The sequence below is a fragment of the Convivina intestini genome (genome assembly GCF_003096575.1).
GTDB lineage: Bacteria > Bacillota > Bacilli > Lactobacillales > Lactobacillaceae > Convivina > Convivina intestini.
Genome location: NZ_QEKT01000011.1, coordinates 1 through 23,096, shown reverse-complemented (window position 1 = coordinate 23,096; position 23,096 = coordinate 1). Strand labels below are relative to the sequence as shown.

26 protein-coding genes and 1 tRNA gene are annotated in these 23,096 nt (G+C 39.5%); 14 read left to right on the top strand and 13 right to left on the bottom strand.

Translation table 11 applies throughout. From position 1 onward, the window contains the following. Positions 1-45 precede the first annotated feature (45 nt). Complete coding sequence (locus C7384_RS07390; RefSeq protein WP_089939886.1) at positions 46-297, bottom strand: PspC domain-containing protein; 252 nt, start codon at positions 295-297, stop codon at positions 46-48. Between the two features lie 340 nt (positions 298-637). Here C7384_RS07390 and tyrS point away from each other — a divergent pair, with 340 nt between their 5' ends. The 5 genes from tyrS (at position 638) to C7384_RS07365 (ending at position 5,481) form a co-directional block, all read left to right on the top strand. Beyond that, positions 638-1,897, top strand: a complete 1,260-nt coding sequence (gene tyrS / locus C7384_RS07385; RefSeq protein WP_089939889.1) for a tyrosine--tRNA ligase — start codon at positions 638-640, stop codon at positions 1,895-1,897. Between the two features lie 488 nt (positions 1,898-2,385). After that, complete coding sequence (locus C7384_RS07380) at positions 2,386-3,300, top strand: ABC transporter ATP-binding protein (protein WP_089939893.1); 915 nt, start codon at positions 2,386-2,388, stop codon at positions 3,298-3,300. 5 nt (positions 3,301-3,305) lie between these two features. Further along, the gene (locus C7384_RS07375) at positions 3,306-4,082 is read left to right on the top strand and encodes an ABC transporter permease (RefSeq protein WP_089939896.1); all 777 of its coding nucleotides are present in this window, start codon (positions 3,306-3,308) and stop codon (positions 4,080-4,082) included. A gap of 23 nt (positions 4,083-4,105) precedes the next feature. Then, complete coding sequence (locus C7384_RS07370; protein WP_089939898.1) at positions 4,106-4,870, top strand: ABC transporter permease; 765 nt, start codon at positions 4,106-4,108, stop codon at positions 4,868-4,870. A 95-nt stretch (positions 4,871-4,965) separates the two neighbouring features. Then, positions 4,966-5,481 (top strand): HdeD family acid-resistance protein, encoded by a 516-nt coding sequence (locus tag C7384_RS07365; RefSeq protein ID WP_089939901.1) that lies wholly within the window; start codon positions 4,966-4,968, stop codon positions 5,479-5,481. Positions 5,482-5,580: 99 nt separating this feature from the next. Here C7384_RS07365 and C7384_RS07360 read toward each other — a convergent pair. Both C7384_RS07360 and C7384_RS07355 read right to left on the bottom strand, forming a co-directional pair. Further along, a tRNA-Asn gene (locus tag C7384_RS07360) sits at positions 5,581-5,652 on the bottom strand. 87 nt (positions 5,653-5,739) lie between these two features. After that, complete coding sequence (locus C7384_RS07355; RefSeq protein WP_089939904.1) at positions 5,740-6,084, bottom strand: hypothetical protein; 345 nt, start codon at positions 6,082-6,084, stop codon at positions 5,740-5,742. Between the two features lie 74 nt (positions 6,085-6,158). Between C7384_RS07355 and C7384_RS07350 the strand changes: the two genes are divergently transcribed. Continuing rightward, positions 6,159-6,464, top strand: a complete 306-nt coding sequence (locus C7384_RS07350) for a kinase (RefSeq protein ID WP_089939906.1) — start codon at positions 6,159-6,161, stop codon at positions 6,462-6,464. A gap of 51 nt (positions 6,465-6,515) precedes the next feature. On the opposite strand, the gene C7384_RS07345 is transcribed toward C7384_RS07350, so the two are convergent. The 4 genes from C7384_RS07345 to trpX form a co-directional block, all read right to left on the bottom strand. Beyond that, positions 6,516-7,430, bottom strand: a complete 915-nt coding sequence (locus tag C7384_RS07345) for a lactate/malate family dehydrogenase (protein WP_089939909.1) — start codon at positions 7,428-7,430, stop codon at positions 6,516-6,518. An 84-nt stretch (positions 7,431-7,514) separates the two neighbouring features. After that, positions 7,515-8,270, bottom strand: coding sequence for an ABC transporter ATP-binding protein (locus C7384_RS07340; RefSeq protein WP_089939912.1), 756 nt, complete (start codon positions 8,268-8,270; stop codon positions 7,515-7,517). Further along, a complete protein-coding gene (locus C7384_RS07335; protein ID WP_089939914.1) occupies positions 8,263-9,162 on the bottom strand; it encodes an ABC transporter permease in 900 nt (299 codons plus the stop codon). Before C7384_RS07335 ends, C7384_RS07340 begins: the two co-directional genes overlap by 8 nt. Further along, positions 9,159-10,157 carry a tryptophan ABC transporter substrate-binding protein gene (trpX, locus tag C7384_RS07330; RefSeq protein ID WP_089939917.1) on the bottom strand — a complete coding sequence of 333 codons (999 nt, stop codon included), beginning with the start codon at positions 10,155-10,157 and terminating at the stop codon, positions 9,159-9,161. The genes C7384_RS07335 and trpX overlap by 4 nt, the downstream gene beginning before the upstream one ends. Positions 10,158-10,526: 369 nt before the next feature. Here trpX and C7384_RS07325 point away from each other — a divergent pair, with 369 nt between their 5' ends. The 3 genes from C7384_RS07325 to C7384_RS07315 are packed head-to-tail and all read left to right on the top strand — an operon-like array spanning position 10,527 to position 12,166. Then, positions 10,527-10,916, top strand: a complete 390-nt coding sequence (locus C7384_RS07325; RefSeq protein WP_089939920.1) for a fluoride efflux transporter FluC — start codon at positions 10,527-10,529, stop codon at positions 10,914-10,916. After that, entirely contained in the window at positions 10,909-11,259 is a 351-nt protein-coding gene (locus tag C7384_RS07320) for a CrcB family protein (protein WP_089939922.1), read from the top strand. Before C7384_RS07325 ends, C7384_RS07320 begins: the two co-directional genes overlap by 8 nt. Before the next feature lie 19 nt (positions 11,260-11,278). Then, positions 11,279-12,166 (top strand): DegV family protein, encoded by an 888-nt coding sequence (locus C7384_RS07315; RefSeq protein WP_089939926.1) that lies wholly within the window; start codon positions 11,279-11,281, stop codon positions 12,164-12,166. 44 nt (positions 12,167-12,210) lie between these two features. Here the strand turns inward: C7384_RS07315 and C7384_RS07310 are convergent, their stop codons facing one another. Next, positions 12,211-13,056, bottom strand: coding sequence for a hypothetical protein (locus C7384_RS07310; RefSeq protein WP_089939971.1), 846 nt, complete (start codon positions 13,054-13,056; stop codon positions 12,211-12,213). A 110-nt stretch (positions 13,057-13,166) separates the two neighbouring features. On the opposite strand from C7384_RS07310, the gene C7384_RS07305 reads away from it, so the two are divergent. Genes C7384_RS07305 through C7384_RS07295 form a run of 3 tightly spaced genes read left to right on the top strand, consistent with a single transcriptional unit; the run spans position 13,167 to position 16,190 of the window. Continuing rightward, positions 13,167-13,718 carry a TetR/AcrR family transcriptional regulator gene (locus C7384_RS07305; RefSeq protein ID WP_089939930.1) on the top strand — a complete coding sequence of 184 codons (552 nt, stop codon included), beginning with the start codon at positions 13,167-13,169 and terminating at the stop codon, positions 13,716-13,718. Positions 13,719-13,741: 23 nt separating this feature from the next. Further along, positions 13,742-14,665 carry an ATP-binding cassette domain-containing protein gene (locus C7384_RS07300; protein ID WP_089939936.1) on the top strand — a complete coding sequence of 308 codons (924 nt, stop codon included), beginning with the start codon at positions 13,742-13,744 and terminating at the stop codon, positions 14,663-14,665. A gap of 4 nt (positions 14,666-14,669) precedes the next feature. Then, complete coding sequence (locus tag C7384_RS07295; protein WP_176760700.1) at positions 14,670-16,190, top strand: ABC transporter permease/substrate-binding protein; 1,521 nt, start codon at positions 14,670-14,672, stop codon at positions 16,188-16,190. Positions 16,191-16,420: 230 nt separating this feature from the next. Here C7384_RS07295 and C7384_RS07290 read toward each other — a convergent pair whose 3' ends face one another. Beyond that, positions 16,421-17,545, bottom strand: coding sequence for an AI-2E family transporter (locus C7384_RS07290; protein WP_089939943.1), 1,125 nt, complete (start codon positions 17,543-17,545; stop codon positions 16,421-16,423). A gap of 160 nt (positions 17,546-17,705) precedes the next feature. Between C7384_RS07290 and C7384_RS07285 the strand changes: the two genes are divergently transcribed. Next, entirely contained in the window at positions 17,706-18,398 is a 693-nt protein-coding gene (locus C7384_RS07285; protein ID WP_089939946.1) for a matrixin family metalloprotease, read from the top strand. Positions 18,399-18,686: 288 nt separating this feature from the next. Continuing rightward, positions 18,687-19,208 carry a hypothetical protein gene (locus tag C7384_RS07280; RefSeq protein WP_089939949.1) on the top strand — a complete coding sequence of 174 codons (522 nt, stop codon included), beginning with the start codon at positions 18,687-18,689 and terminating at the stop codon, positions 19,206-19,208. Positions 19,209-20,211: 1,003 nt separating this feature from the next. Here C7384_RS07280 and C7384_RS07270 read toward each other — a convergent pair. The 4 genes from C7384_RS07270 to C7384_RS07255 all read right to left on the bottom strand — a co-directional run bounded on the left by C7384_RS07270 (position 20,212) and on the right by C7384_RS07255 (position 22,488). Further along, complete coding sequence (locus C7384_RS07270) at positions 20,212-20,424, bottom strand: helix-turn-helix transcriptional regulator (RefSeq protein ID WP_089939955.1); 213 nt, start codon at positions 20,422-20,424, stop codon at positions 20,212-20,214. Positions 20,425-20,700: 276 nt separating this feature from the next. Continuing rightward, on the bottom strand, positions 20,701-21,174 hold the full coding sequence (locus tag C7384_RS07265) for a hypothetical protein (protein WP_089939959.1): 474 nt from the start codon (positions 21,172-21,174) through the stop codon (positions 20,701-20,703). Beyond that, positions 21,171-21,833, bottom strand: coding sequence for a hypothetical protein (locus C7384_RS07260; protein ID WP_089939964.1), 663 nt, complete (start codon positions 21,831-21,833; stop codon positions 21,171-21,173). Before C7384_RS07260 ends, C7384_RS07265 begins: the two co-directional genes overlap by 4 nt. Positions 21,834-21,846: 13 nt before the next feature. After that, positions 21,847-22,488: a hypothetical protein gene (locus tag C7384_RS07255; protein ID WP_089939967.1), complete on the bottom strand. Its 642-nt coding sequence runs from the start codon at positions 22,486-22,488 to the stop codon at positions 21,847-21,849. Positions 22,489-23,096: the final 608 nt, after the last annotated feature.

The window sequence follows — 23,096 nt, the reverse complement described above, 5'->3', positions numbered from 1 at the left end:
AAGCCGCCTCAATTTGAGACGGCTTTTATTAGTCATAATAAACGATTAATCATGGTCTTCGGGGGTTACATCGCGACGCACATCAGCATCGCTTGAATCAAGATGTTTATCATCGGGAATAAGCATCCAAGCCAATACATAGGCCAATGGTAGTGGGAAAAAGCCAACCATTACTGAAAGGATAACAAATACCAAGCGAACTAAATTGGCATCCCAATCAAAATAATTAGAAATCCCACCCAATACGCCACCCAGGACGCGGTTACTAGTGGAACGAGCAAATTTCTTTCCGGTCATTAGATTTCTCCTTGAATTTAAGTATCTTAACTTTAGAAGGGCTAAGGTAGAAAGTCAAGTAATATTTATGGTCATAAATTTACACTGAATCCTATTTTTGATACAATACTACTATCATCTGTTGGCAAAGGGTATAAATAACGCGTATCAGAAAATTAGCGGTTGCTGGAAGCTAATCCGTTTTATACTTGAGTTACACAACAGGCATTCGATGAACGGTGGCCACGTTATAGCTGATGAAGCGGTAGGCCTTTTAGCCTACAATTTAGGTGGTACCACGGTCTAGCCGTCCTAATCATAATTGATTAGGATGGCTTTTTTGTATAAAAAGGAGAAAATAATGAATTTTATTGAAGATTTAAAGTGGCGTGGCGCCTTGAATCAGGTGACTGATGAAGCTGGTTTGTTAGAAGCAATGGCGAATGGACAAATTGGTGCTTATGTTGGGACCGATCCGACAGCAGACTCTTTGCACTTGGGTCATTTAATTCCCTTTATGGTCTTGAAACGCTTCCAAAATGCAGGTGGTAAAGCAGTTATCATCGTGGGTGGTGCTACGGGTGCTATTGGCGATCCCCGACCTACAACGGAAAGGCAACTCCTAAGTACCGAACAGTTGGCCATTAATGAGGTTGGCATTAGCCAACAAGTTACTAAATTGTTTGGTAGTGATGGCACTAAGATTGTCAATAACAATGAATGGTTAGGACAATTAACTTTACCGGAATTTTTACGAGATTATGGCAAGCTTTTCTCAATTAACGTGATGTTGAAAAAGGATGTGGTGGCTTCACGTCTGGCAACCGGTATTTCGTATACTGAATTCACTTACCAAATTTTACAGGCGATTGATTTTCTGCAACTATGGCGCCGTGAAAATGTACGTCTTCAAATTGGTGGATCAGACCAGTGGGGAAATATTACCGCTGGAGTTGATTTAATTCATACAATTGAAGGGAATGAAGCGCCCGCCTTTGGGTTGACCATTCCACTGATGACGGATTCCACTGGCAAGAAATTTGGTAAGTCAGAAGGAAATGCAATTTGGCTAGATCCTAAAAAGACTTCCCCTTATACTTTCTACCAATTTTGGTTTAATCAAAGTGATGCGGATGTGGTGAAGTATCTAAAGTACTTTACCTTCCTGAGTCCTGAAGAAATTGATGGTTTGGCCAAAGAAGTAGCTGAAAATCCTGGTAATCGCCTTGGACAACGCCGTTTGGCTCAAGAAGTGACCCGTTTTGTGCATGGACAGGCAGCAGTCGAGGAAGCTGAACAACTATCAGCAGCGCTCTTTAGTGGCGATGTTAGTGAATTAACAACCGAACAGATTGGTGATGTGTTTGCTGGGGTACCTAGCTTTGATATTACGAGTGAAGTACAAAATATTGTAGATTTTATTGTTGCAGCCGGCATCGATAAGTCTAAGCGGCAGGCTCGTGAAGATGTTAGTAATGGGGCTATTCGCATTAATGGGGTTAAAATTATGGATCTTGAAGCAATGGTTGATCCAAGCGCCAATTATGATGGTAAATATGTACTAGTCCGCCGTGGGAAGAAGAAATATTTCTTGGGTAAGGTACAAGGGACAGTCCTTTAATTTATAGCCTTTAGTGGGTTAGATTTACCTTTAAAATTTCTATTTTCCAGCTAAACCAATTATTACTTTAATTTCTGTTTAATGTAGGTGGAATACAATTTATTCAATGATATCGACGAGGTATCACAAAGTGGTTATTTACTTAGCAGATGCATCTATAAATACTTCTCTCTAAACCTAATTTATACCTTCTCTCCCCTGCATCTGTTAGGTAATCCACTGCGAATATAAAGGCAATCTAGTTTAGCTAGATTGCCTTTTATTTTTTATCTTACTTTAAGCTGATTTTTCTATAATTAATCTAAGGAATAAATTGGTAGTCGCTGCCATCGGTCTACTTTAAATCTGCACTATTTATTGCTATCATGAAGGTTATTGCTAATGGTCAAATTAGGCATGATACTTTTAGCCATTAGATTAGTATAATAAAATTAGTGTTATATCTAATAGGAATTAATTTTGTCGTAAGAACAGGAGATGCAAAAAGTATGGCGTTGCTAGAATTAAGAAACGTTTCAAAAAACTTTGGTCATTATAAGGCCATGGACCAAGTTTCCTTTAATGTGGAAGCGGGCCGAATTGTTGGTTTAATTGGGCCTAACGGGGCTGGAAAATCAACTACAATGCGAGCAATCACTGGTTTGATGTCTTATTCATCAGGAGACATTACCTTTGATAACCAACCAGTAACTTTCAGTAATCATAAGGCGCTGGATAAAATGGGTAATTTAATTGAATATCCTTCTATTTATCCTAATTTAACAGCTTTAGACCATTTGAAACTATATGCTATGGAAACTAAAGAAGCGGTTAATATCCCAGAATTGATGCACCAAACCGGTATTGATGGGGATAAATTTGGTAAGCGTAAGGCCAAGAACTTTTCGCTGGGAATGAAACAACGCTTAGGGATTGCGATTTCTTTGGTTCGTAATCCAAAGTTGGTCATTTTAGATGAACCAATGAATGGTTTGGATCCTCAGTCAGTTCATGATGTACGTGAATTAATTCGTTCTCTAGCCGATAAGGGCGTTTCCTTCTTGATTTCTAGTCACTTACTAGATGAATTACAACGGTTGGCCGACGACTTGGTTATCATTAATCAGGGTAAAATTATTAAAACAGCCACTATGGAAGAGTTCTTGCAAAACGGTCAGACTCAAATTTTGATTAAGACTAATGATAATCAAGCTTTGTTAGCATTGGCGCAAAAGTATGATTGGCAAGCTCATCGTGATGGTGATCGCGTTATCATCAACAAGGTTGAAGGAATGACGGTCCAAGATGTCTTAGCCAAGGTTACAGAAGCTAAGTTAGAAGTGAAAACGATTAATACGGCTGAGGAGAACTTGGAAGAGCATCTGCTTAATTTGCTAAAAGATGATAAAAAAGAAGAGGCATAATCACTATGCTGACTTTAGTTAAACAGGAATATTTTAAAGCTTTCAAACAAAATCGGATGCATATTTGGTTGCTAGCGATGTTCCTCTTCCCCATTTTGATTCTGGGTTGCTTTCCAGACCAACGGATGGAGACGGGTATCCTTAATTTGGGTCAGGGACTCTTGCTGGTTAATTTACTTGGGATTATCTTAACAGCGCTTTTTACTTCACAAGAATTCACCTATGGGACAATTCGGCCGTTGTTATCTCGTCGTTTTAATCGAGCAGCGATTTTCATCAGTAAAATTATTGTGATTTGGTCGAGTTTTATCGGGTTATTTTTAGCCGATTTTCTAGGAACCATGATGGGGAAAGCTTTATTTGCCCCACAATTTAATATGAACTTACAATATGGTGATCCAACTGGTAACGGATGGGAAGTTATTTTTAAAACGGTTGGCGAAACCATGCTCCAGATGATTTTTATCGCTGGTCTAGTCCTACTGGTGGTTAACCTGGTTAAGACCTCTGGGGCTGCGGTCGCTTTAGGCGTGGTCATGGTGTACGGTGTTCCGGCCTTAACCGCCCTATCAAGCTTCTTGATTCAACAAGTTCCCATCTTAAAGTGGGGTCCTTTACAGGTCTTTTTGGGCATTCAAAATATTGGTCGCTTAGGTGGGCAACCCGATTTAATGTATCAAGCCTTGGGTCTAACCGTTTCGCAGTTGGTGACGGCTTACTGCCTATATACCTTGGCCATCTATGCTGGTGCTTATTGGATTTTCCAACGGCGCAATGTATAAGTAACAAGTCATAAGGAGAAAATATGTTAACGTTACTCAAACAGGAATTTCTTAAATCCTGGAAACAGAATCGAATTTATATTTGGTTATTAATTGCCTTTATTATTCCAATTGTCATGATTAAAATTAATCCTACCCCAGTTGAATTGTTGAGTTTTGGTGGTGGGAGTTCGGTGGCTTACATTGGCGCAATTGTTATGTCAGCCTTGATTTTTACCCAGGAATTTAGTTTTGGAACGATTCGGCCTTTGCTGTCGCGCAGCTACAGTCGTGGGGCGGTTTTCCTAAGTAAAGTGATCTACTATATTGCCGCCTACTTGGTAATGTTGCTAGTATCTTTTATCGCAACCATGATTGGTAAATTAATTTTTGCCAATGATATTCCAGCAGCAACGATGAAGTTAGTTTGGCCAGCCATGGGGACTTATGTGGTTAGTTCCATTCTAGACATGTTGTTTGTAACCGCCCTAGTGCTATTAGTAAGTAATATTGTTAAAAGTTCTGGAGCTGCTATTGGACTCGGCGTTTTGATGATGGTGGGAACCAGCTTGTTGGGTGCCCTATCGAGTTATTTTGTTAGTCTCTGGGAGCCATTGAAATGGAACCCCTTGCAATTAGAACAGTTAATTAACTATTATGGTCGTAGCGGTGCTGATCTTAAGACGTTGAATATGATTAGTCAGCAGGCCTTTAAAACCGATATGTGGGTGCCACTATTGGTCTTTGTCCTCTACCTATTGGTTATCTATGTAATTGCTTATTTGATTTTTAAGCGCCGTAGTGTTTAAAAATTAGCAAGAGCCAGGCTTAAGCTGGGCTCTTTCTTTTTGACCTTTAAAGGTGCATACTGGGCAAGTAAATAAGCACGTAAAAGGAGCAACTTATGGAGTCTCGTCACATTAATTGGTTCGGTATTTTGTCTGGGGTAGTTTTCATTATTTTTGCCTTCATGATTTTTAGTCAACCATTAGAAACAATCATTTCGCTGTCTTATATTTTTGGTATTTTAGCCTGGATTCAGGCGATTACCAGTACTGTTTCAGCTATTAGAGGAAATCAGGCCGGTATTCCAATTTCAGGGTGGCGGATGTTTAGTATCGCTTTTGATATCCTAGTTGGTTTTGTCTTTATTTTCCATCTTGGTTTGGGAATTGGCACTATCGGCTTCTTGTTTGCCATCTGGTTTATTCTTGATTCTGTTTCAGGTCTTTATTTTGCTAGAATCTTGAATCCGGTTAGTCGTGGTGCTTACGGGGTTACGATGGTCTTTGGTCTAATCAGCTTGGCTTTGGGGATTATTTTGCTCTTTAGTCCTTTGATGGCAGCTACAGTACTGGTGTACATGATTGCCTTTTACCTGATTGTCTTTGGGGTTAGTTTGATTGCAGCATCATTATAAAATGATAAAGAGGTTGGCATTTTGACCAACCTCTTTTATTTGTTTCTAATATTTGATAAATAAAAAGTAGCTAGGTGATATCACCTAGCTACTTGAAGACTGCTCCACCTGGATTCGAACCAGGGACCTGCGCATTAACAGTGCGTTATTCTACCGCTGAACTATGGAGCAAAAACATATATAACTCAACAAAAAATATTTTAACATGCATCAGATACTCTTGTCAACAAAATAAATGGCAAAAATAAGTGTTTTTTATTATTTTTCTAATAATGAGCGCTTGATTTGAGCTAATTTAGTTCGAATTTCAATCGACATGTCCGGGCTAAATTGACGAACTTGGTTAATTTCATCAATAATATACCGGTCGCGTTCGTCAGCTTTCTTAATTTTCTTTAATTTTTGTTGCATCCGTTCATCGAAGCGCTGTAAAAAAGCTGCTTGTAGACTAACGATTTCTGCCTGGGACGTTTCGTTGGTTAATTCGGCCTGATAACCCGGAAAGAAAATTGACGCCTGACTCGTTTGGCGCCAATCAGACTCATCGATAGCCACTTGTTTATGGTTAAAAAATTTATTGAAAAAAGGAATCTTATTGAACATGAGTTGACCTCTAGATGAAATAATACCTGCTAGTCAGGCTACTTTTTGTTAAAATAATGGAAAGGGGACCGTTTATGGCAACTTCTAAATCAGTATTTAATGACAAACAACGTATACTACGTCTTTATTCAGCTTTAATTAGTAAGCGGGAACTTTCTAGTGACGAGATTGAAGACATGTTTTTTATTGGACATAAAACGGTCCAACGTGATATTGCTGAAATCCGGCATTTCTTGGCCGATTTACAGCAAGGAGAACCGATTCAATCGGAGGTTATTTTCGATCGTCGGACGAAAAAGTATCGACTAACTGAAATGGATAATCTTTTTCAGGTTTTTGATAAAATTAATCAAATTGACCAAGAAGACCATCCATACTAAGTTTAGCAGTTTATAAAAGGGTTCACCATTCAAATGGTGAACCCTTTTATTTTATTGATTAATGGCAGCTTTTTCAGCAATTGTTTGTGCGCTTTGAGCTAATAAAGTTTTCTCACGTTCGTTGAGTTGCAAATCCACCACATCACTAGCACCTTGGGCACTAATAACGGCTGGCGTTGAAATGTAAGAATTTAATTCGGCATCAAAGTGGGAGACAATCGCTTCTTGCTGGGCATTTGACAGGACTAAATTCATCAAAGACACGGCGGCATGAGCGATGGCTACGTTGGTATAGCGTTTACCGTTAAAGACATCAAAACCACCCTGCCGGGCTGCCTGTTCTAGAGCAGGCAAATCTAAGTGATAAGTTTGCGCTAAGGTTTGAGCACTTTGACCTAGGGCTTTAACTGTGGACCAGGCGACAAATTGGGAATCTCCATGCTCACCGAGCACATAACCCTGAATACTACGTGGATCAAGGCCGATGGCTTCTCCTAAAACACGTTTCATGCGAGCAGTATCTAAGTAAGTTCCCGTGCCCATGACGCGTTCTACGGGTAAACCGGTTGCCTCTTGGTAAACACTGGTAATCACATCAACTGGGTTGGTGATGGCAATTAAAATCCCCTTAAAGCCAACTCGTTTGAGTTCTGCGCCGATTTCTTGGGCAGAAGGTAAGTTGGCCTTTAATTCGGTAAAACGATCACCACCGGGCTCAATCAGGTCAATTCGGCCAATGGCACTAATGATTACATCGGCATCAGCCATATCTTCAAAAGTACCGGCGGAAACTTCAACGTGATGGTCTAAAAGGCTAGCAGCATCGTGTAAATCAAGCACCTCAGCTTGTAATTTTTCTTTGCGGGCATCAAAGAGCACGAGTTGATCGGCATAGCCATGGTCCACAATGATGTGGGCAACGGTAGCGCCAACGTGTCCTTGGCCCAATACAGCAACTTTTCTCAAATTAATTCCCCTTTCATGACTATCTTGAATTATAGGGTAAATAAATGAGAAATTCCATGAAATTATGAGAAATGATTCATTAAATTAGAAGGTGAAATATGTCAACAATTGGTCTTCGGTTAGGGCCTGTTTTTCGGGACCGTTCACATCTAAGACAATCTTACCGGCATTGAGAATTAAGAGCCGGTTTCCATACTGGAGGGCATCTTCTAAATTATGGGTAATCATCAAGGCGGTGAGTTGATTGTCGAGAATCTGTTGATTAGTAGCTGCCATGAGTTGGTCTGAAGTTTTAGGATCTAAAGCTGCCGTATGTTCATCTAAAAGCAGTAATTCGGGCTTAACTCGAGTGGCCATTAGGAAACTTAAAGCTTGCCGTTGACCACCCGATAAATCGCCGGTTGGTGTTTGTAAACGCTGATCGAGATTATTGCCCATTTTAGCGGTAATCGTAGCATACTCAGCTAACTTTTCCTTGCTCAAGCCCCGCGAACGAAGGTTGCGATGTTCCCCTCTTTTTTCGGCTAGCAGTAAGTTTTCACTAACGGTCATTCGAGGGGCTGTGCCCATTTTAGGATCCTGGAAAACGCGGGCAATCATTTTGGTGCGTTGGACGGCGCTGTGCTGGGTGATGTCTTGACCGTTGTGTAAAATCTGACCCGATTGAGGACTTAAATTACCGGCAATTGTGTTAAAGAGGGTTGATTTTCCAGCGCCGTTGGTACCTAGGATGCTAATGAAATCACCTTGATGGATATCAAGGTTGAGGTCATCAATAATTTTAGTGTGCTCGCCGACCACAACATTAATGTTTTTAAGCGAAATAACGGCTTTAGTCATGCGCTGTGACCCCCTTTTTCATGACAGATTCAAGTTTGAAGTACTTACGTAGCTGCGGCAAAATCATGGCCGTGGCTAGGATAATTGATGAGATGAGGTTGAGGTCGTTGGTGCTAAAGCCAAGTTGCAAGACACCAAGTAAGACTAACCGGTAAAAGATGGAACCCATAATCACAGCGACCAACCGTTCGTTTAGGGTTAGGTTACCAAAGACGACTTCTCCGATGATAATGGAAGCCAGCGCGATGACAATCGTACCAATGCCCATATTAATATCGGCGTAACCATTACTTTGCGCGATAACGGCCCCGCCTAGACCGATTAAGCCATTGGAAAGCATCAAACCCATAATAGTCATGCGATCAGTTTGAATACCAAAAGATTGGGCCATGGTGACGTTATCCCCGGTCGCAATAAAGGCCTGTCCAATTTCAGTTTGTAAAAACCAAATCAACGCTACGGTGATAACGGCGACAAGCACCAATCCCAAGAAGACCATGTCAAAATATTTTGGTAGATGGTTTAAAAAGGCATTGGTGAAAATTGTTTTTTGGTTGAGCAGAGAAATGTTGGCCGAACCCATAATCCGCAGATTAATTGATAGGCAGGCGGTCATGACTAGGATTCCAGCTAGTAGCACTGGAATCTTACCCTTTGTGTAAAGCAGACCCGTTGCCAATCCAGCCAAACTACCGACCAAAAAGGCCACCAGCGTTGCTAAAAAGGGATTGGCTCCCTGACTGATTAGCGTGACCGCACTGGCGGCGCCTAGAGGAAAGGAGCCTTCGACAGTCATGTCTGGAAAATCTAAAATTCGAAAAGTGAGATAGAGGGCAATTCCTAGGATTGACCATAGAATTCCCTGTCCGATACTAGAAACAATCATACTCATTGGATAACCTCCCCATGTTCTTGAGCTTCTTGGACCATATTAGCCGGTAAATCAATCCCTAGTAGCTGGGCCTCTTTGGTATTGACTACGAGACTACCCTTGGTAACTGCGTGGACAGGCATGGTAGCTGGATTTTGTCCTTTCAAGACCTTTCCAGCCATTAGACCAGCTTGGTAACCAATATCAAATTGGCTAACCGACATGGTGGCGATCCCACCATCTTTAACCATGGTATCAGTGGCGGGGATGACTGGAATTTTGGCTTGATTGGTGGCACTAATCAAAGTTTTCATGGCACTAGCCACCCCGTTATCTTGGGGAGCGTAAACAACATCAACTTGTCCGGCCATGGTTTCAGCAACCTGTTGCATATCATTGGTGCTAGCAATCGTATACATTTTGACCTGCATGCCCTGTGCTTGGGCTAGTTTTTCCATTTTTTTAGCGTGATAAGTACCACCATGATCAGAAGAAGTATAAATAATACCCAAGGTCTTAGCTTGAGGAGCAACTTTTTTAATGACATCTAGATGTGCAGCCAAGGGAGAGTCACCAGAAGTACCAGTAATATTGGCCCCCGGCTTATCAATCGATTTAACTAACTTAGCCCCCACTGGATCAGTGATACCGGCTAGAATAACCGGACTTTGGCCATTGGCAGCCTTGGCTAGGGAAAGGACGGCTGGTGTGGCAATCCCAATGGTTAAATTATCACCCTGGTTGATGAAGTTTTGAGCCATTGTTTTTAAATTAGCTTGGTTAGCTTGAGCATTTTGATAGTCAATTTTGACAGATTTGCCGTTTACATAACCCTCATGCTTTAGCCCTGCTACGATTCCTTGGTGGATTTCATCCAAGGCTGGGTGAGTTACTAACTGTAAAATACCAACCTTGGGGATTTTAGCCTGACTATTGGCTGAATGGCTACCTTGAAAGAAGGCAAAGACTAAAAAGCCGGCCACAATGACAATACTGCTTAACAAACGTTTATTCATTCGTTTTCTCCCAAAATAAAAGACTTTGAACACCCAGTCGGGCTCCAAAGTCTAAAAGAAAGGCCTGCTGGGATGTTTCCCAACAGACCAAGAACATGGTAAAGAGCCGTCAGGACAAAATAAATTGCCACAGCTCACCTTAAAAGGAAAGCTGCCTTACTGACGCCACCATTGACGAACTAAGTTGAACTTAATTACTCCCATGTCTTGCTCCAATCAATAATATAAGCTAAGGCTACCCAAGTTGGTAGGGTTTGTCAAGTAAAAAGGCTGGTGTAGCTTGACTATTGCCCGGTTTGGCCTTAAAGTGTACTGATTAAGTCCAGCTAAATTGCCTAGTTTTGGCATGTTAATGAAAGAACTTAAGTAATGGAGACCAATAAAAAAGTATTAATTGAACTAATAACGGTTTTTGCCGGCGGTTTTGTGGGTGGTGGCCTGCGCTTTTTGTTGAGTATGCTCCCGGGATGGGGACACTGGCCGGTGATGACCATCGTCATTAATTGGACTGGCTGTTTAGCCCTGGCTTATTTAGGGGCTTGGATTGCTAAACATCAGGATGTAGCGCGTCTATGGCAAAGTTTTATTGGCACCGGCATGATTGGGGGCTATACCACTTTTAGTACGATGATTTTACAAATCTATCAGCAACGGCCCCTATGGGCTGTCTTGTACTTAGTGACCACCATTCTGGGTGGTTGGCTGATGGTTGAGTTGGGCCAGTGGTTAGTAAAACCTTTAGGGGGTCAACATGCTTAAGTATTTGTTACCAGTAGCCTTTGGTGCGGGATTAGGTGCGGCCCTACGCTATCTTGTGCTTTATTTTTGGCCTAGTAGTTACCAAATCTTTACTGCAATATGGCTGGTCAATGTCTTGGGGGCTTTAGCGATGGGCTTTGTGTGGACCACCCAGCCCAGTGGACTAGTCTTTAATTTTTTGGGAACCGGCCTTTTAGGGGGCTTAACAACCTTTAGTACGATGATGACCCAAGCTTTATCAAAGAATAGTTTTAAGCAGCGGTTAATCTATCTTTTAGTACAAATTGCTGCTGGTTTACTAAGCTTTTATTTCGGACATTGGTGTGGGCAATATTTTATTTAGTGTAAATTAGGAGTTTAACATGCAGAAAATAGCAGTTATTGTGGATTCATCAGCCGCCCTACCGGCTGAAAAGCGTAACCACTATCATATTTTTCAAGTGAATGTGCCCATTTTATTTGGTCAAGAGACCTATTTAGGCGACCGTGACATTCATGACTTGGGTCAATTGGTTGAGATGATTAAAGAACGCAAAGAACTACCAACGACTTCACAACCGACTCCAGGCCAGTGGGAAGAGGTTTTGAATGAAGCTAAATCAGCTGGTTACAAGGAAGCTGTGATCATCACCCTTTCATCTGGTATTTCTGGTGCCTATCAAACAGCTAAACTGGTTGCGACTGATTTTGATGGTTTGGATGATGTTCAAGTTTGGGATTCACGCTTGACCAATATGGCAGCCGGTGAGCAGGCTATTTTGGCTTCGGTTTTGGCGGATCAAGGAGCGGATATGTCAGCTATTTTGGCAGCCCTGGGTGAATTAAGAGCCAGTACCGATGTGCGTTTTGTTGTTAATGATATTTCCCACTTAAAGCGGACTGGGCGGCTATCACGGGGGCAAGCTTTGATTGGTGGCTTATTGAACATCAAGCCTTTGCTAGCCTTTGACGTTAATGGCGAAGGAAAAATTGGTGCCGTTGGTAAGGCACGTAAGATGAGTGGAGCTCGTAAAGAAATCCAAGCTGCTTTTAACCAGTATTTGAGTCAGGTAGATTATCCCGTTCGGGCTTACGTTGTCGACGGGAATAATCCTAAATTAGGTGATAAGTGGTTAAAGGAATTTAAACAGGAATACCCAGCCGTGGCCTTTGAACGTTCCAGTATGGATCCCGTGATTGGGGTACATACTGGGGATGGTGCCATGGCCCTGATTTGGACTAGGGATTGGGAAAGTATGGTTGAAAAATAAACATCAGAGGCGTTCTTAATTAGAACGCCTTTTATACTGTTATATTAAGCTTTTTTAGCCATATGCTTGATGATCAATGGCAAAATTAATTTTTGCATGAAAGTTGGTTGTTTAGTAGCAGCAATGTGTAGGCCATTATTAAATTCAACCATTAGATGCCATTTATGTCCTTCTAAAATTTCTTTAGGTGCTGATTGAGGTAGGAAAACTCCTAACTTAACTTTCATACCGTTGGGCTTATTTTTTAATTGGTGCATACCGATAATTTTGGTATTCATCATATTATCAGCCAACAGCGTTTTACCAATCATGGTTAGTGAAGTATCGGCATCAGTTGGAATTGGTTTAGGGATGTCATTACCCGGCACTAGGTGAAGATAAGAAGGATTGCGGTACATACCAAAGGTTTCGACGATTGTTTGGGTGCCACCCTTACCGGCATCGAAATAATAATGTTCCGGATGAATTTTGGAAGGGAGATAAAGATTATTTTCTTTGGCTAAGGATTGATTGAAAAGCATGAATTGAATCAGAGAAATATTCTCGGTCTCAACTTCAACAATGGCTTCTTGTAAAGGGTCATTCGCATTGGCCTGGCTGGCGATTTCGGTCCACATTTGATCTGAGGATTGAATTTCATCGTGATAATAAGCCAGCATGCCGCCTTTACCAATTGCCTCTTTAGTTTCGGCTAAAGCTTCTTTAGCATCATCGAGCGATAAAGCTAGACATTCGTCTAGGGAAAGTGGTCGTTCATCTAGGCGAATTACAATCTTTTTTTCACTAAATTCATGAAAAACTTTATGGTAACGGCTTAGTTCCATAGCATGAATTTCTTTTTCAGTAATAACTTGTCCGTCTACAGTAAATTTAATTTGATAATCAGTCATCATTTATTCTCCTTAACTGTCTCATTTGTATCTTTTATTTTCTTGAATTATACTGCTAATACTGAAGAAAAAAAGCATATTAGTCTAAGTGATACAATTAGAGGAAATTTATGACAGATAAGCCAATCAAGCGGCAACAACAGGTTAATCAGACTGTAGAATTATTGCTGACAGGGCTTAGTCAGGAGATGGCGCAAAGGTCCTATCAAAATATAACGATTAGTTCCGTTAGCCAAGCTGCGGGTGTATCACGGCGAACTTTTTATCGTCATTTTCAGTCAGTGGATGAATTGCTTCAGCTAAAGGTGGATCATTTTGTTGTAAGACTTTATCAGTTCATTCAGAAGCAACAACCGCAGAATTTTGAATTGCTGATAGTGGCGGTATTTAATTTTTGTCAGCATCAGGCTAGCTTTTTAAAGATGCTAGCTGACAATCACAAGCTATACCTTGTACAGCAAGTTTTATTGACCCATACTGATCAGAGTCTCCTACCAATGGATAATGTAGATAGTAATGATTTGATCTACTATTTTGGTAGTGGTGGTATTAGTAATATTATTATTTATTGGACTCAACGAGATTTTCAGCAAACCGCTGCCGAAGTACAATTGATGGCTCATCGGTTAAATCAACACTTACAGGTAATTACACAGCAATAGACTAGATGGAATAAGGGAAAACCATGATTACATTTAAAAATATTAGTAAAAGTTACCAAGGAAAGCTGGCACTCAATCAGATTAATTTAGCCATTGATAGTCACGAACTCTTTGTCCTGGTGGGCCCCTCTGGTAGTGGGAAGACAACATTATTGAAAATGATTAATCGCTTAAACACGCCAACGGTTGGGCGCATAGAGGTTGATGGCCAGGATATTAGTCAGGTAAAAGACATCAACGACTTACGCCATCAAATCGGCTATGTGCTCCAATCGGGGGCTTTATTCCCTAATTTGACTGTCGCTCAAAATATTGCTGTGACACTTAACGCGCAAGCCTTGAGTAAGGCTGAGCAGGATGATCGGATTCGTCAGATGCTAATGCGAGTATCTTTAGATCCTGATGTTTTTATGAATCGTTTGCCTAAGGAATTATCGGGTGGCGAAGCTCAACGAGTCGGGATTGTCCGAGCCTTGATTTTTAATCCTAAAATTATCTTAATGGATGAATCTTTCAGTGCCTTAGACCCTCTTTCTAGAAAACAGTTACAAAATTTACTGATTGATTTACATCAGGAATTTCAAATGACGATTGTTTTTGTGACCCATGATATGCAAGAAGCATTACATTTGGCAACCCGTTTGGCGGTTTTAAAAGACGGGCAAATTCAACAGGTTGGCCGACCCGATCAAATTCAAAAATATCCTGCCAATCAATTTGTGGCTGACTTTTTTGATGATTATCAAGCCAAAGTACCGCTAGTCAAGGATGTGTTGGCAGCGGGACTGGGACAGCCTAGTCAGCAAAGTGCCAGTCCAATAGCGCTTCAGGCGACCATTTACGAACTGGCGCAAGCTTTGCAACAGGCACCAGAAGTGGTTATTGGTAATCGGTCATTGACAATGGCCGACTTAGGTACCTATTTGGCACAACAGGCGGAGGATTGACCTGATGACGGCTTTTATCAACTATTTAAGTGCTAACCAAGCAGATATTATCAAGGCGCTCGGGCAACATATTAGTATTTCTTTTGTAGCCATGTTAATTACTATTGTAATTGCAGTGCCCTTAGCTATTGTTTTAATGGGCCGGCCCCGCTGGGGTGAGGTCTGTCTACAAATTGCCGGTATTGTGCAAACCATTCCTAGTTTGGCGATTTTGGGGTTATTAATCCCCATCGTTGGGATTGGGACGACCCCAGCCATTATCGCCTTGGTTTTATATGCAATCATGCCAGTTTTTTCAAATACCTATGCCGGCTTAACCAATATCGATCCCCAATTAACCGAAGCAGCAGAAGCTTTTGGCCTATCGAAAACTTTTAAACTGTTTCGTATTCAACTGCCCCTAGCCTTGCCGATGATTTTAACTGGGATTCGGATTGCCATGGTGATGATTATTGGGACAGCGACCCTAGCAGCCTTAGTTGGTGGCGGTGGTTTGGGGAGCTTTATCTTACTGGGCATTCAAACTAACAATAATCAGGCGTTATTAGTTGGGGCACTATTGTCAGCCCTTTTGGCCCTGTTCTTTAGCTATTTAATCAAAGTAGTTACTAAGTTGCCGATTAAGCTGTTAGGGATTAGTCTAGCGGTATTACTGACAGTCGGCTGCCTTATTGGTGGTTATAGTTTGGTTAGTGGATCAAACAAAGAAACCATCACAATTGCCGGTAAAATGGGTGGCGAACCGGAAATTTTGATTAACATGTATCAGCAAGTAATTGAACAAGATAATCCTCAGGCCCAGGTGAAAATTAAGCCCAATTTTGGTGATACATTCTTTTTGTTCAACGGTTTAAACAGTGGCAAAATTGATATTTATCCAGAATTTACTGGGACGGCCCTTCAATCCCTAGCTAAGGTAAATGGTGCCATTCCCCATGACCCTAAAACAGCCTACCAATTGGCTAAAGATCAACTTGCACAAAAGTTCCAGCTAACTTATTTAGCTCCAATGCAATATCAAAACGGCTATGTTTTGACGGTACGAGCTGGGGATGCTGACCAGTATCATCTAAAAACCATTACTGATTTAGCGAATCAATCGAACTTTAAAGCGGCCTTTGACGATGATTTTTATCGGCAGCCGGATGGTTATCCGGGATTGAAGCGCACTTATGGGCTGGAATTTGACAGTATTAAAACAATGGCCCCTGCGCTACGCTATCAGGCTTTAAATGCGAAACAAGTTGATGTAACGGATGCCTACACAACTGATCCAGAAATTAAAGAATATAATCTTAAAGTGCTGGAAGATAATAACAACTTCTTCCCACCCTATCAGGCAGCGCCTTTGATGAAAACGGCTTTTGCTAAGGCACATCCACAGGTGGTTAAAAGTTTGAAACGATTGAGTAATCAAGTGACCACGCAAGAAATGCAAACGATGAATTATCAAGTGACTGTTCAAAAGCAAAAGGCGTCCACGGTGGCGCATCAGTACTTACAAAGTCACCATTTCATCCAGTAATTGCCCCGTTAATTAATAGTACGAACTGGCTTTAATTTTTTTTTATTTTTTATTAATATTTTTTGCCAACATGAAAAGCACTAATCCTGCGCATTGAGGATTAGTGCTTTTCATTTACTCAGAAGAATTAATTACATTTCATTCTTCTTACCACGGCGGGCAGTAGCACCAAAGAAGGCTGCTGCTGTTGCGGCCATGATACCAAATAAGGAGACCACTACATGTCAATTTTACTCTTCAACTGATTTTTGTTTTTTAAGTAGCCACACATCATAGAAGAAGTGAATGACTTCTTTGACAATGGCATACAGTGGCACAGACAACATCATCCCTAAGATGCCGGCCAAGTTTCCGGCAACTAATAGGATGAGGATAATGGTTAGTGGATGGATATTTAGCACCTTCCCAATGACATTAGGATAGATCAAATTTCCATCGACTAAGTTTACGACCATTACCACGATAATTGTCATAATGACCTGAGACATGCTGGTAGTAACCGAAATCATCAGAGCGGGGATGATACCGATATAAGGACCAACATAGGGGATTAAGGTACAGAATCCACCAAAAACACCCAATACCAAGGCATACTTTTGTCCAATTAAGAAGTACCCTGCTGTGGTAAAGACGGCCACGAAGAGACATTCAATGATTTGACCACTAATATAGCGGGATAAAGTATAGTTTAGCTTTTTTAGGAGACTTTCCGTTTTTTCCCATTGGCTGCTCGAAAAGCCAGGGAGGAGCTTGCGAATGCTAGGTAAGAACTTATCGCCATCCTTTAACATATAGAACAAAATGACCGGTGCCGTTAGCAAGGTAACAAACAAGCTCGTGGCAAAGGAGATATAACTCCCGGCATTACTGCTAATATATTGGTAGAAACTTGCTAAATACTGGGTATAACTCGATTGAATCTTGGAGATGATTAAGTTCCACTCAACGTCCTTAAGCAAACCATGTTGCGTGGTTTCGACTAAGAGTTGTTCCTGGTGCATGGCGAAAGTGGGAAACATGCGTAATAAACTTGCAATTTGAGCGCTGATTCGGGGAAGAATCGTGGCTAAAATTAAGACAATGCCGGCCAGCAAACCTAGGAAAACAATCGTCGCTGCCCAAGTCCGACTAATCTTCATGGTCTTAGTGATGCGAATTTTCATTAACAAGTTTAGGAGGGGGCTAAGCATGTAGTATAAAAATCCAGCTAATAACAATGGTGCAAAGACTGTGGAAGCTAGGACAAACAGCGGGTGAAACAAAAAATTAATCTTCGTTGACATGTAGACAATTGATAGTACGAGCAAAATCTCGATTGTCCACACTAAAATCTTATTATTTTTAAAATTTTTCATGCAAGGGATCCTTTCAATCGTTGGTATAACCAACCCATTTTAATATCATAACAATTTAGCGGGGACAATTTATACATAATATTAAATTTCGCAGTATAAAATCTAGCTAAATGGCATAATTGACATATATTTAGCATATCTGGTAAAGGAACTAATATTTTTGAAGAAATTATTTAAATTGATAGTCCTAGTGGCGACCCTGTTTTTAGGGTGGACTTGGTATCAAAACCATCCTGCGCAAAGTCAGGCTGTATTCACACAATTAAATAGTTACGTCATGACGGTGAAAGATAATATTGATCGGGCAATTGCCCAACATCAACAGGCTACGACTGCTGCGACAAATACCAATGCCCCGGACCAGACGCCGATTGAGTCGATTGTTCAGGGGACAAATTTAGCTAATACCTACTATTATACTTATGAGGACAACATTCCCGCCGCGGCACAGCGTGTTTTTGATAATGCCGTTCAGGTCTATAATCAGACCGGCTTAGTGCATCTAGTGGCTGGGACGGGGAATAATCAGCAAAATACGATTAAGTTTGGTGTGTATCATAAACAAATTGACAACTTAGGCCAAAATTCGGTTGAGTTAGGCCTCGGTGGACCAGAAATTATTAAGGAAACCAGTATTATTGGCACAACTAGCATCAATCATGGCACAGCTAACCTAAATGCCACTTACCAGCAAGCCTTTACCAATTCGGTTGCCATTCACGAACTCGGCCATGCGCTGGGATTGGATCATAGTCAAAGCCGCCTGTCGGTGATGTACCCCTATGATCAAGGGTTGACGCAGTTGTCGACTGGCGATATTGAGGCCTTGAAGTCGATTTATGCCAAGGGATGATTGGAGATGAAAAGCCCCAGTTGAAGCTGGGGCTTTTTGTGTGAGGTGGATTTTAAATTAAGTATTCTTTTTAAGCAGTACATTAGATTTTTAATTTTTTCTTCCATGGATTTATTACGCTGGTTTGTAAAGATAATGTATTACGGATTATTGCTATGATATCAAAGCTGAACAGTATTTTTAATTCACGTTTTTTCTAAAAAAACGTGAATTAATTGCATAAATACATACTGATTTATGACTAAATATTTCTTTTTATGAGAAGATAATAATAGTGAGGAAAAGAAAATGAAAAAATGGCTTTTTATAATTTTACTGGTGTTGGTTGTAGTTGTCGGCGGCTTTTGGTTAATTGGTAATAATGAGTCCCACAAGACTAAGGAAGATAATTCTAGTCAGCAATCGACCGCTAAGGTTTCCAGTTCGACTAGCTCCAGTGCTAAGCAGGCCAGTACGCCGACGAGCTCGTCATCTGAGATGAAGCAGAGTAGCTCAGCAACACCCAGCCAGACGGCTAATCCCGTTAGCTTGTCAGAGGCGCAACAATTAGCGCTTAAGGTGGGCGCCGAATGGCCAAGTGACAGTCAAAAAATTCTTAGCCAAAATGGCAATAAAACAGTCATTGGTGGTGGTATTGGTGCCAAAGGTTATGATGTCATTACCTATGAAGTTGACGGCAATCAAGTCAAAATTCATGAAGTATTTGGCACGCTGGATTCGGCGGGCGTTGGTACGATTCCAGGGGCTGAAGCAACCGGCGCTCACCCTGTTGATTATAAGCAGTCAAAAGATTATACGGTTCAGCGATGATTTTTGCTTATTGAATGTAATGGGGTCCCTTATTTATTGATGTGAGTACACAAAAAAATCTCCGTCTTGTCCGAAGTCTTTATATATATATTTCGTGCTACAATATAAGTGCTCTGAGGAGAGCCGCTTATGTCAGTGAAATAGTTTTTGACGGTTTTGGTGATTATGGTATTTACAATTGTAAAAACTTTCCCAATGTCAGATGTAAGAAACGCCGATCCGTAACGGCGTTTTTTATTTAATTATTACTAATATTTTACCGATTAACATGTTGAGGAGGTAGACCTCCTTGAAAAGCCCCGGCCGCAACCGGAGCTTTTTTATGCCCTAAAATGATTCTTTCAAAACAAATTATGATTAAGGAATATATAGCATATATTCGTTTTACGATATATGTATTATTATTTTTGAAGTAAAGGCGATTGTGTTGTGAGAGGTTCCTGAAAAGTAAAAGTTAAAAAGTTTCCACGAAGATTAGGAACTGTTACTGGAATTTATTGTTTATTTTGTAGATGTACATTTATACTGCAATGTTATAAATATGAGCTTATTCTATTTAATCTTTATCTATCAATATTAGTCTTTATCATAGTGATTCCATAACACATAATATTGAATGTTCGGAACATAGAGTGCAAGTGCCACCCATACGATGAATAGTAGATGGTTTTCGCGTAAGAAGTAAGTGGAAAAAATAATTGCTATAGCAATTATGAATTGGTAAGTAATTATCAATTTGGTGTGGACTTTATAAGCAATCTCTTTATCTCTTTCGTCTGAAATAAAGTAGAGTATGTTCTTAGACTGATACATATTGTTACCGAATTTCACATTATATTTTCTTTTCAGAGTAAGTAACTCCAAAAAAATAAAAAGAAAGCTTATTAAAGCAGCAAATATGGCGTAATTATAATAATTTAAATTAGCAAATAAAACAGTTAGTACCAATGTTCCCTGCCAAATGTTATTAAACCAAAAAGTAGTATGAATAATTTGTTTTGTTTTAGACATTATGATTATCCTTTTTTGTATATTCAAATAATTCTTGAACTTGAACTTGAAGAACGCTTGCTAATTCAAAAGCTAATGAAAGTGAGGGATCGTATTTATCATTTTCAATCGCATTGATAGTTTGTCTTGTAACAGAAGCCTTTTTGGCTAATTCATCTTGCGACAATTTATATAATTTTCGTAGTTCTTGAATATGGTTTTTCATATCGCTCCTTCTAATATTGTAAAAAGTATTTTACATAAAAAGTAAAACACTTTTTACATAAAATATCAATAAAAATTTCTAAGCGTTCTCATAATGATTCTCATGAAGGGTAATTTTACAAAGGGGGAATGGCGCTAGGGAGGGATTCTGAGAGCTGTACCAATCCCCCCGACATAAACTGAGCAATCTCTTTTCACAGAAAAAAGCGCCAACCCTCTGTTTTTGAGGGTTGGCGCTTTTAGCTTAGGTTAAGGGTCATTATGTTACCTTGATTAATTATATGGAATCATCATCATGAATTGAAATTTCAAAAGATGTAGGTGTAGGCGTAGGTGTTTCTTTATTCCATTGACCATGAGACTTGATAGTATTCAATATGTTACCAGTAGTAACATCAACTATCGCTTCTAATTGTTTACTCATTTTTTCAAACAACTTATCATTGTCAATATTTTTTATAACTTCCTTTTCTCGATCATCTAACTCAAATTTAACAGTCATCGTTCCATTTAAAATAATTGTCTGGAGAGACTCTTGAACATTTTCAATTTTAGGTATACTAGTAAGTTCAGTTTGATTAGATATCAAAATCCCGGTATTATCTTTTTTCCATGCATATTCATTATTACCCGAAATCTTCTCTTGAACTTGAAATTTTTTAGGACGATTTTCACCCATGATATCTTCTAAACTACGAAGGCTATCATAAGATAGTTTTTGGATAATAAATTTTTCTACAATAATCTTCATGGACGCACACTATATCCTTTTATGCTATTTTCTCTATTTGTTGAGCGATAATCAAAAAAATTGTCATAATCATTATCAGCATCACTAACCGAAACCCAATCATTTGAAATTTCGTGATAATGATAGTCATTATTTACTTTTCGTATATTTCCAATACCTTTACTATAAAACTTTTTAAAAGTCTTTCGCTTAAACTTTAAGTTATTTTTAAAAATTAAAATTTTAATTTTTAAATCATCCAAATTAACCTTATTAGGGTACTTTTCATTTAAATAAAAAGCTTTCGTAGGCAAATACCCCTGCTCATCTGCCGAATCGAAAGTGATATCTACTAACTCAGTAGTAGACTCTCGCAAATTTAGATTAAGTTCCCTCATCTCTTGTGTAAACATAGAACGAAGTGGCTCAGTCCCATTAATAATTTTATCTAAAATACCATAGTCAGACCTCATCAATAAAAACGTACAATCCCCACTGACAATGTCATAATCCAGCAAATATAATATATATACATCAATACCGACTTCAAAGGATATAACTGTAGGATCCACTATATCTAAAAGTACGTTTATAGAGGAGTAGAAAGGAATTGATTTAGTAAAATCATCAGTAAAATTATTAATAATTTTACTGATTAAATTAATAACAGATATTAACATAAAACATTACCTTCTAAACTAATTTAAAGTTCAATGCAATCATGTTTAAAGAAGTATCTTTTTGTTTCCAAAAACCACAATGATAACTATTCGGATTGTGTGTTTTAGGCACTTGAGACATCTCTAATATGCCAGCTCCTTCTTCAATAAATCCAACAGCAACCGGATATTTTCTCAGAGCTCTTATTTCCTTTTTTAAATCTAATATTACTTTATCCAAATTACTATCATAAAAATTAGAACGAAAAAAAGAAGTACTTACATCATGTCTATCCTCATGAATATAAGTATGATTAACATCAACTACATTTCCATCAGTTGTAGGACTAATCATAGGTCCAGAAATATTATTCTTATTTACCAAACGAATTGGAGCATATGATAAAAGTAAAGGATGCATATTACCAGAATATAAACCATCTGCATAAACTTTTTCAACTCCACTAGGAATAAATAAAGCACCGCCAACCTGATTATTCAACTCCCTATAAAATTGAGGCCGTATAAATCTAATTAATTTTTCAGAAGAAGAAACTGTTCTTTCAGAATTTAAAATTTGAACATTATGAAATCCAGTACATAATTCAATATATTTTGAATCCTCAGAGACATTATTAATATGTTTTGAATCTGAAACATAATCACTACTTACCATACAAAATCCTATCTCTTAATTAATATCACAATAATATCATAAACCAATGAAACACCATACAAGGGGAGCAAGTCTGATTAGAGCAGAGAAAGCCCTTAGTTTTAAGGACTTTTAAAAAAATAATACAAGGTACAGCTAAGCTTCATCTCGCTTGTATCATCCACGTATGCTTCTTATTTACTCTTCTACCGTCTGCCCAATAGAAAACCTTATCTCTAAGGCTAAGTTACGTCAGACTCCGTATATCGACTCTTACAGTCATTATATACTAGATAGGCGCTACCTCTATCTACCAATCCTTTTGCCATTCACTTGCAGGGCAATCTGACCCATGTTCCAATTATTCATTGCCCCTTAATCTCATCTAAATATAACATCTATTTAGCTCAAGGGTCGGACGTGGTTTTAGCGGAACTTGCACCCCCTCTGACGATTACACACCTGTATTGTGTTTAGCTGTTAGGATGACGTCCCACAACGTAGTAAAGGACGGCAAAGTAAAAGATACGTAAATGAAGTGCGCCCCCTAGATTGGAGAAATCCAAACTAGGGGGCGCCTTTTATCATGGCGAAATATTCACTGGCAACTAAATTAAAAGCAATTGACC

Bases quoted from the DNA above. Each gene is read 5' to 3' on its own strand.
- C7384_RS07390 (WP_089939886.1), bottom strand. From the start codon at position 297: ATGACCGGAAAGAAATTTGCTCGTTCCACTAGTAACCGCGTCCTGGGT.
- tyrS (WP_089939889.1), top strand. From the start codon at position 638: ATGAATTTTATTGAAGATTTAAAGTGGCGTGGCGCCTTGAATCAGGTG.
- C7384_RS07380 (WP_089939893.1), top strand. From the start codon at position 2,386: ATGGCGTTGCTAGAATTAAGAAACGTTTCAAAAAACTTTGGTCATTAT.
- C7384_RS07375 (WP_089939896.1), top strand. From the start codon at position 3,306: ATGCTGACTTTAGTTAAACAGGAATATTTTAAAGCTTTCAAACAAAAT.
- C7384_RS07370 (WP_089939898.1), top strand. From the start codon at position 4,106: ATGTTAACGTTACTCAAACAGGAATTTCTTAAATCCTGGAAACAGAAT.
- C7384_RS07365 (WP_089939901.1), top strand. From the start codon at position 4,966: ATGGAGTCTCGTCACATTAATTGGTTCGGTATTTTGTCTGGGGTAGTT.
- C7384_RS07355 (WP_089939904.1), bottom strand. From the start codon at position 6,084: ATGTTCAATAAGATTCCTTTTTTCAATAAATTTTTTAACCATAAACAA.
- C7384_RS07350 (WP_089939906.1), top strand. From the start codon at position 6,159: ATGGCAACTTCTAAATCAGTATTTAATGACAAACAACGTATACTACGT.
- C7384_RS07340 (WP_089939912.1), bottom strand. From the start codon at position 8,270: ATGACTAAAGCCGTTATTTCGCTTAAAAACATTAATGTTGTGGTCGGC.
- C7384_RS07335 (WP_089939914.1), bottom strand. From the start codon at position 9,162: ATGAGTATGATTGTTTCTAGTATCGGACAGGGAATTCTATGGTCAATC.
- trpX (WP_089939917.1), bottom strand. From the start codon at position 10,157: ATGAATAAACGTTTGTTAAGCAGTATTGTCATTGTGGCCGGCTTTTTA.
- C7384_RS07325 (WP_089939920.1), top strand. From the start codon at position 10,527: ATGGAGACCAATAAAAAAGTATTAATTGAACTAATAACGGTTTTTGCC.
- C7384_RS07320 (WP_089939922.1), top strand. From the start codon at position 10,909: ATGCTTAAGTATTTGTTACCAGTAGCCTTTGGTGCGGGATTAGGTGCG.
- C7384_RS07315 (WP_089939926.1), top strand. From the start codon at position 11,279: ATGCAGAAAATAGCAGTTATTGTGGATTCATCAGCCGCCCTACCGGCT.
- C7384_RS07310 (WP_089939971.1), bottom strand. From the start codon at position 13,056: ATGACTGATTATCAAATTAAATTTACTGTAGACGGACAAGTTATTACT.
- C7384_RS07305 (WP_089939930.1), top strand. From the start codon at position 13,167: ATGACAGATAAGCCAATCAAGCGGCAACAACAGGTTAATCAGACTGTA.
- C7384_RS07300 (WP_089939936.1), top strand. From the start codon at position 13,742: ATGATTACATTTAAAAATATTAGTAAAAGTTACCAAGGAAAGCTGGCA.
- C7384_RS07295 (WP_176760700.1), top strand. From the start codon at position 14,670: ATGACGGCTTTTATCAACTATTTAAGTGCTAACCAAGCAGATATTATC.
- C7384_RS07290 (WP_089939943.1), bottom strand. From the start codon at position 17,545: ATGAAAAATTTTAAAAATAATAAGATTTTAGTGTGGACAATCGAGATT.
- C7384_RS07280 (WP_089939949.1), top strand. From the start codon at position 18,687: ATGAAAAAATGGCTTTTTATAATTTTACTGGTGTTGGTTGTAGTTGTC.
- C7384_RS07270 (WP_089939955.1), bottom strand. From the start codon at position 20,424: ATGAAAAACCATATTCAAGAACTACGAAAATTATATAAATTGTCGCAA.
- C7384_RS07265 (WP_089939959.1), bottom strand. From the start codon at position 21,174: ATGAAGATTATTGTAGAAAAATTTATTATCCAAAAACTATCTTATGAT.
- C7384_RS07260 (WP_089939964.1), bottom strand. From the start codon at position 21,833: ATGTTAATATCTGTTATTAATTTAATCAGTAAAATTATTAATAATTTT.
- C7384_RS07255 (WP_089939967.1), bottom strand. From the start codon at position 22,488: ATGGTAAGTAGTGATTATGTTTCAGATTCAAAACATATTAATAATGTC.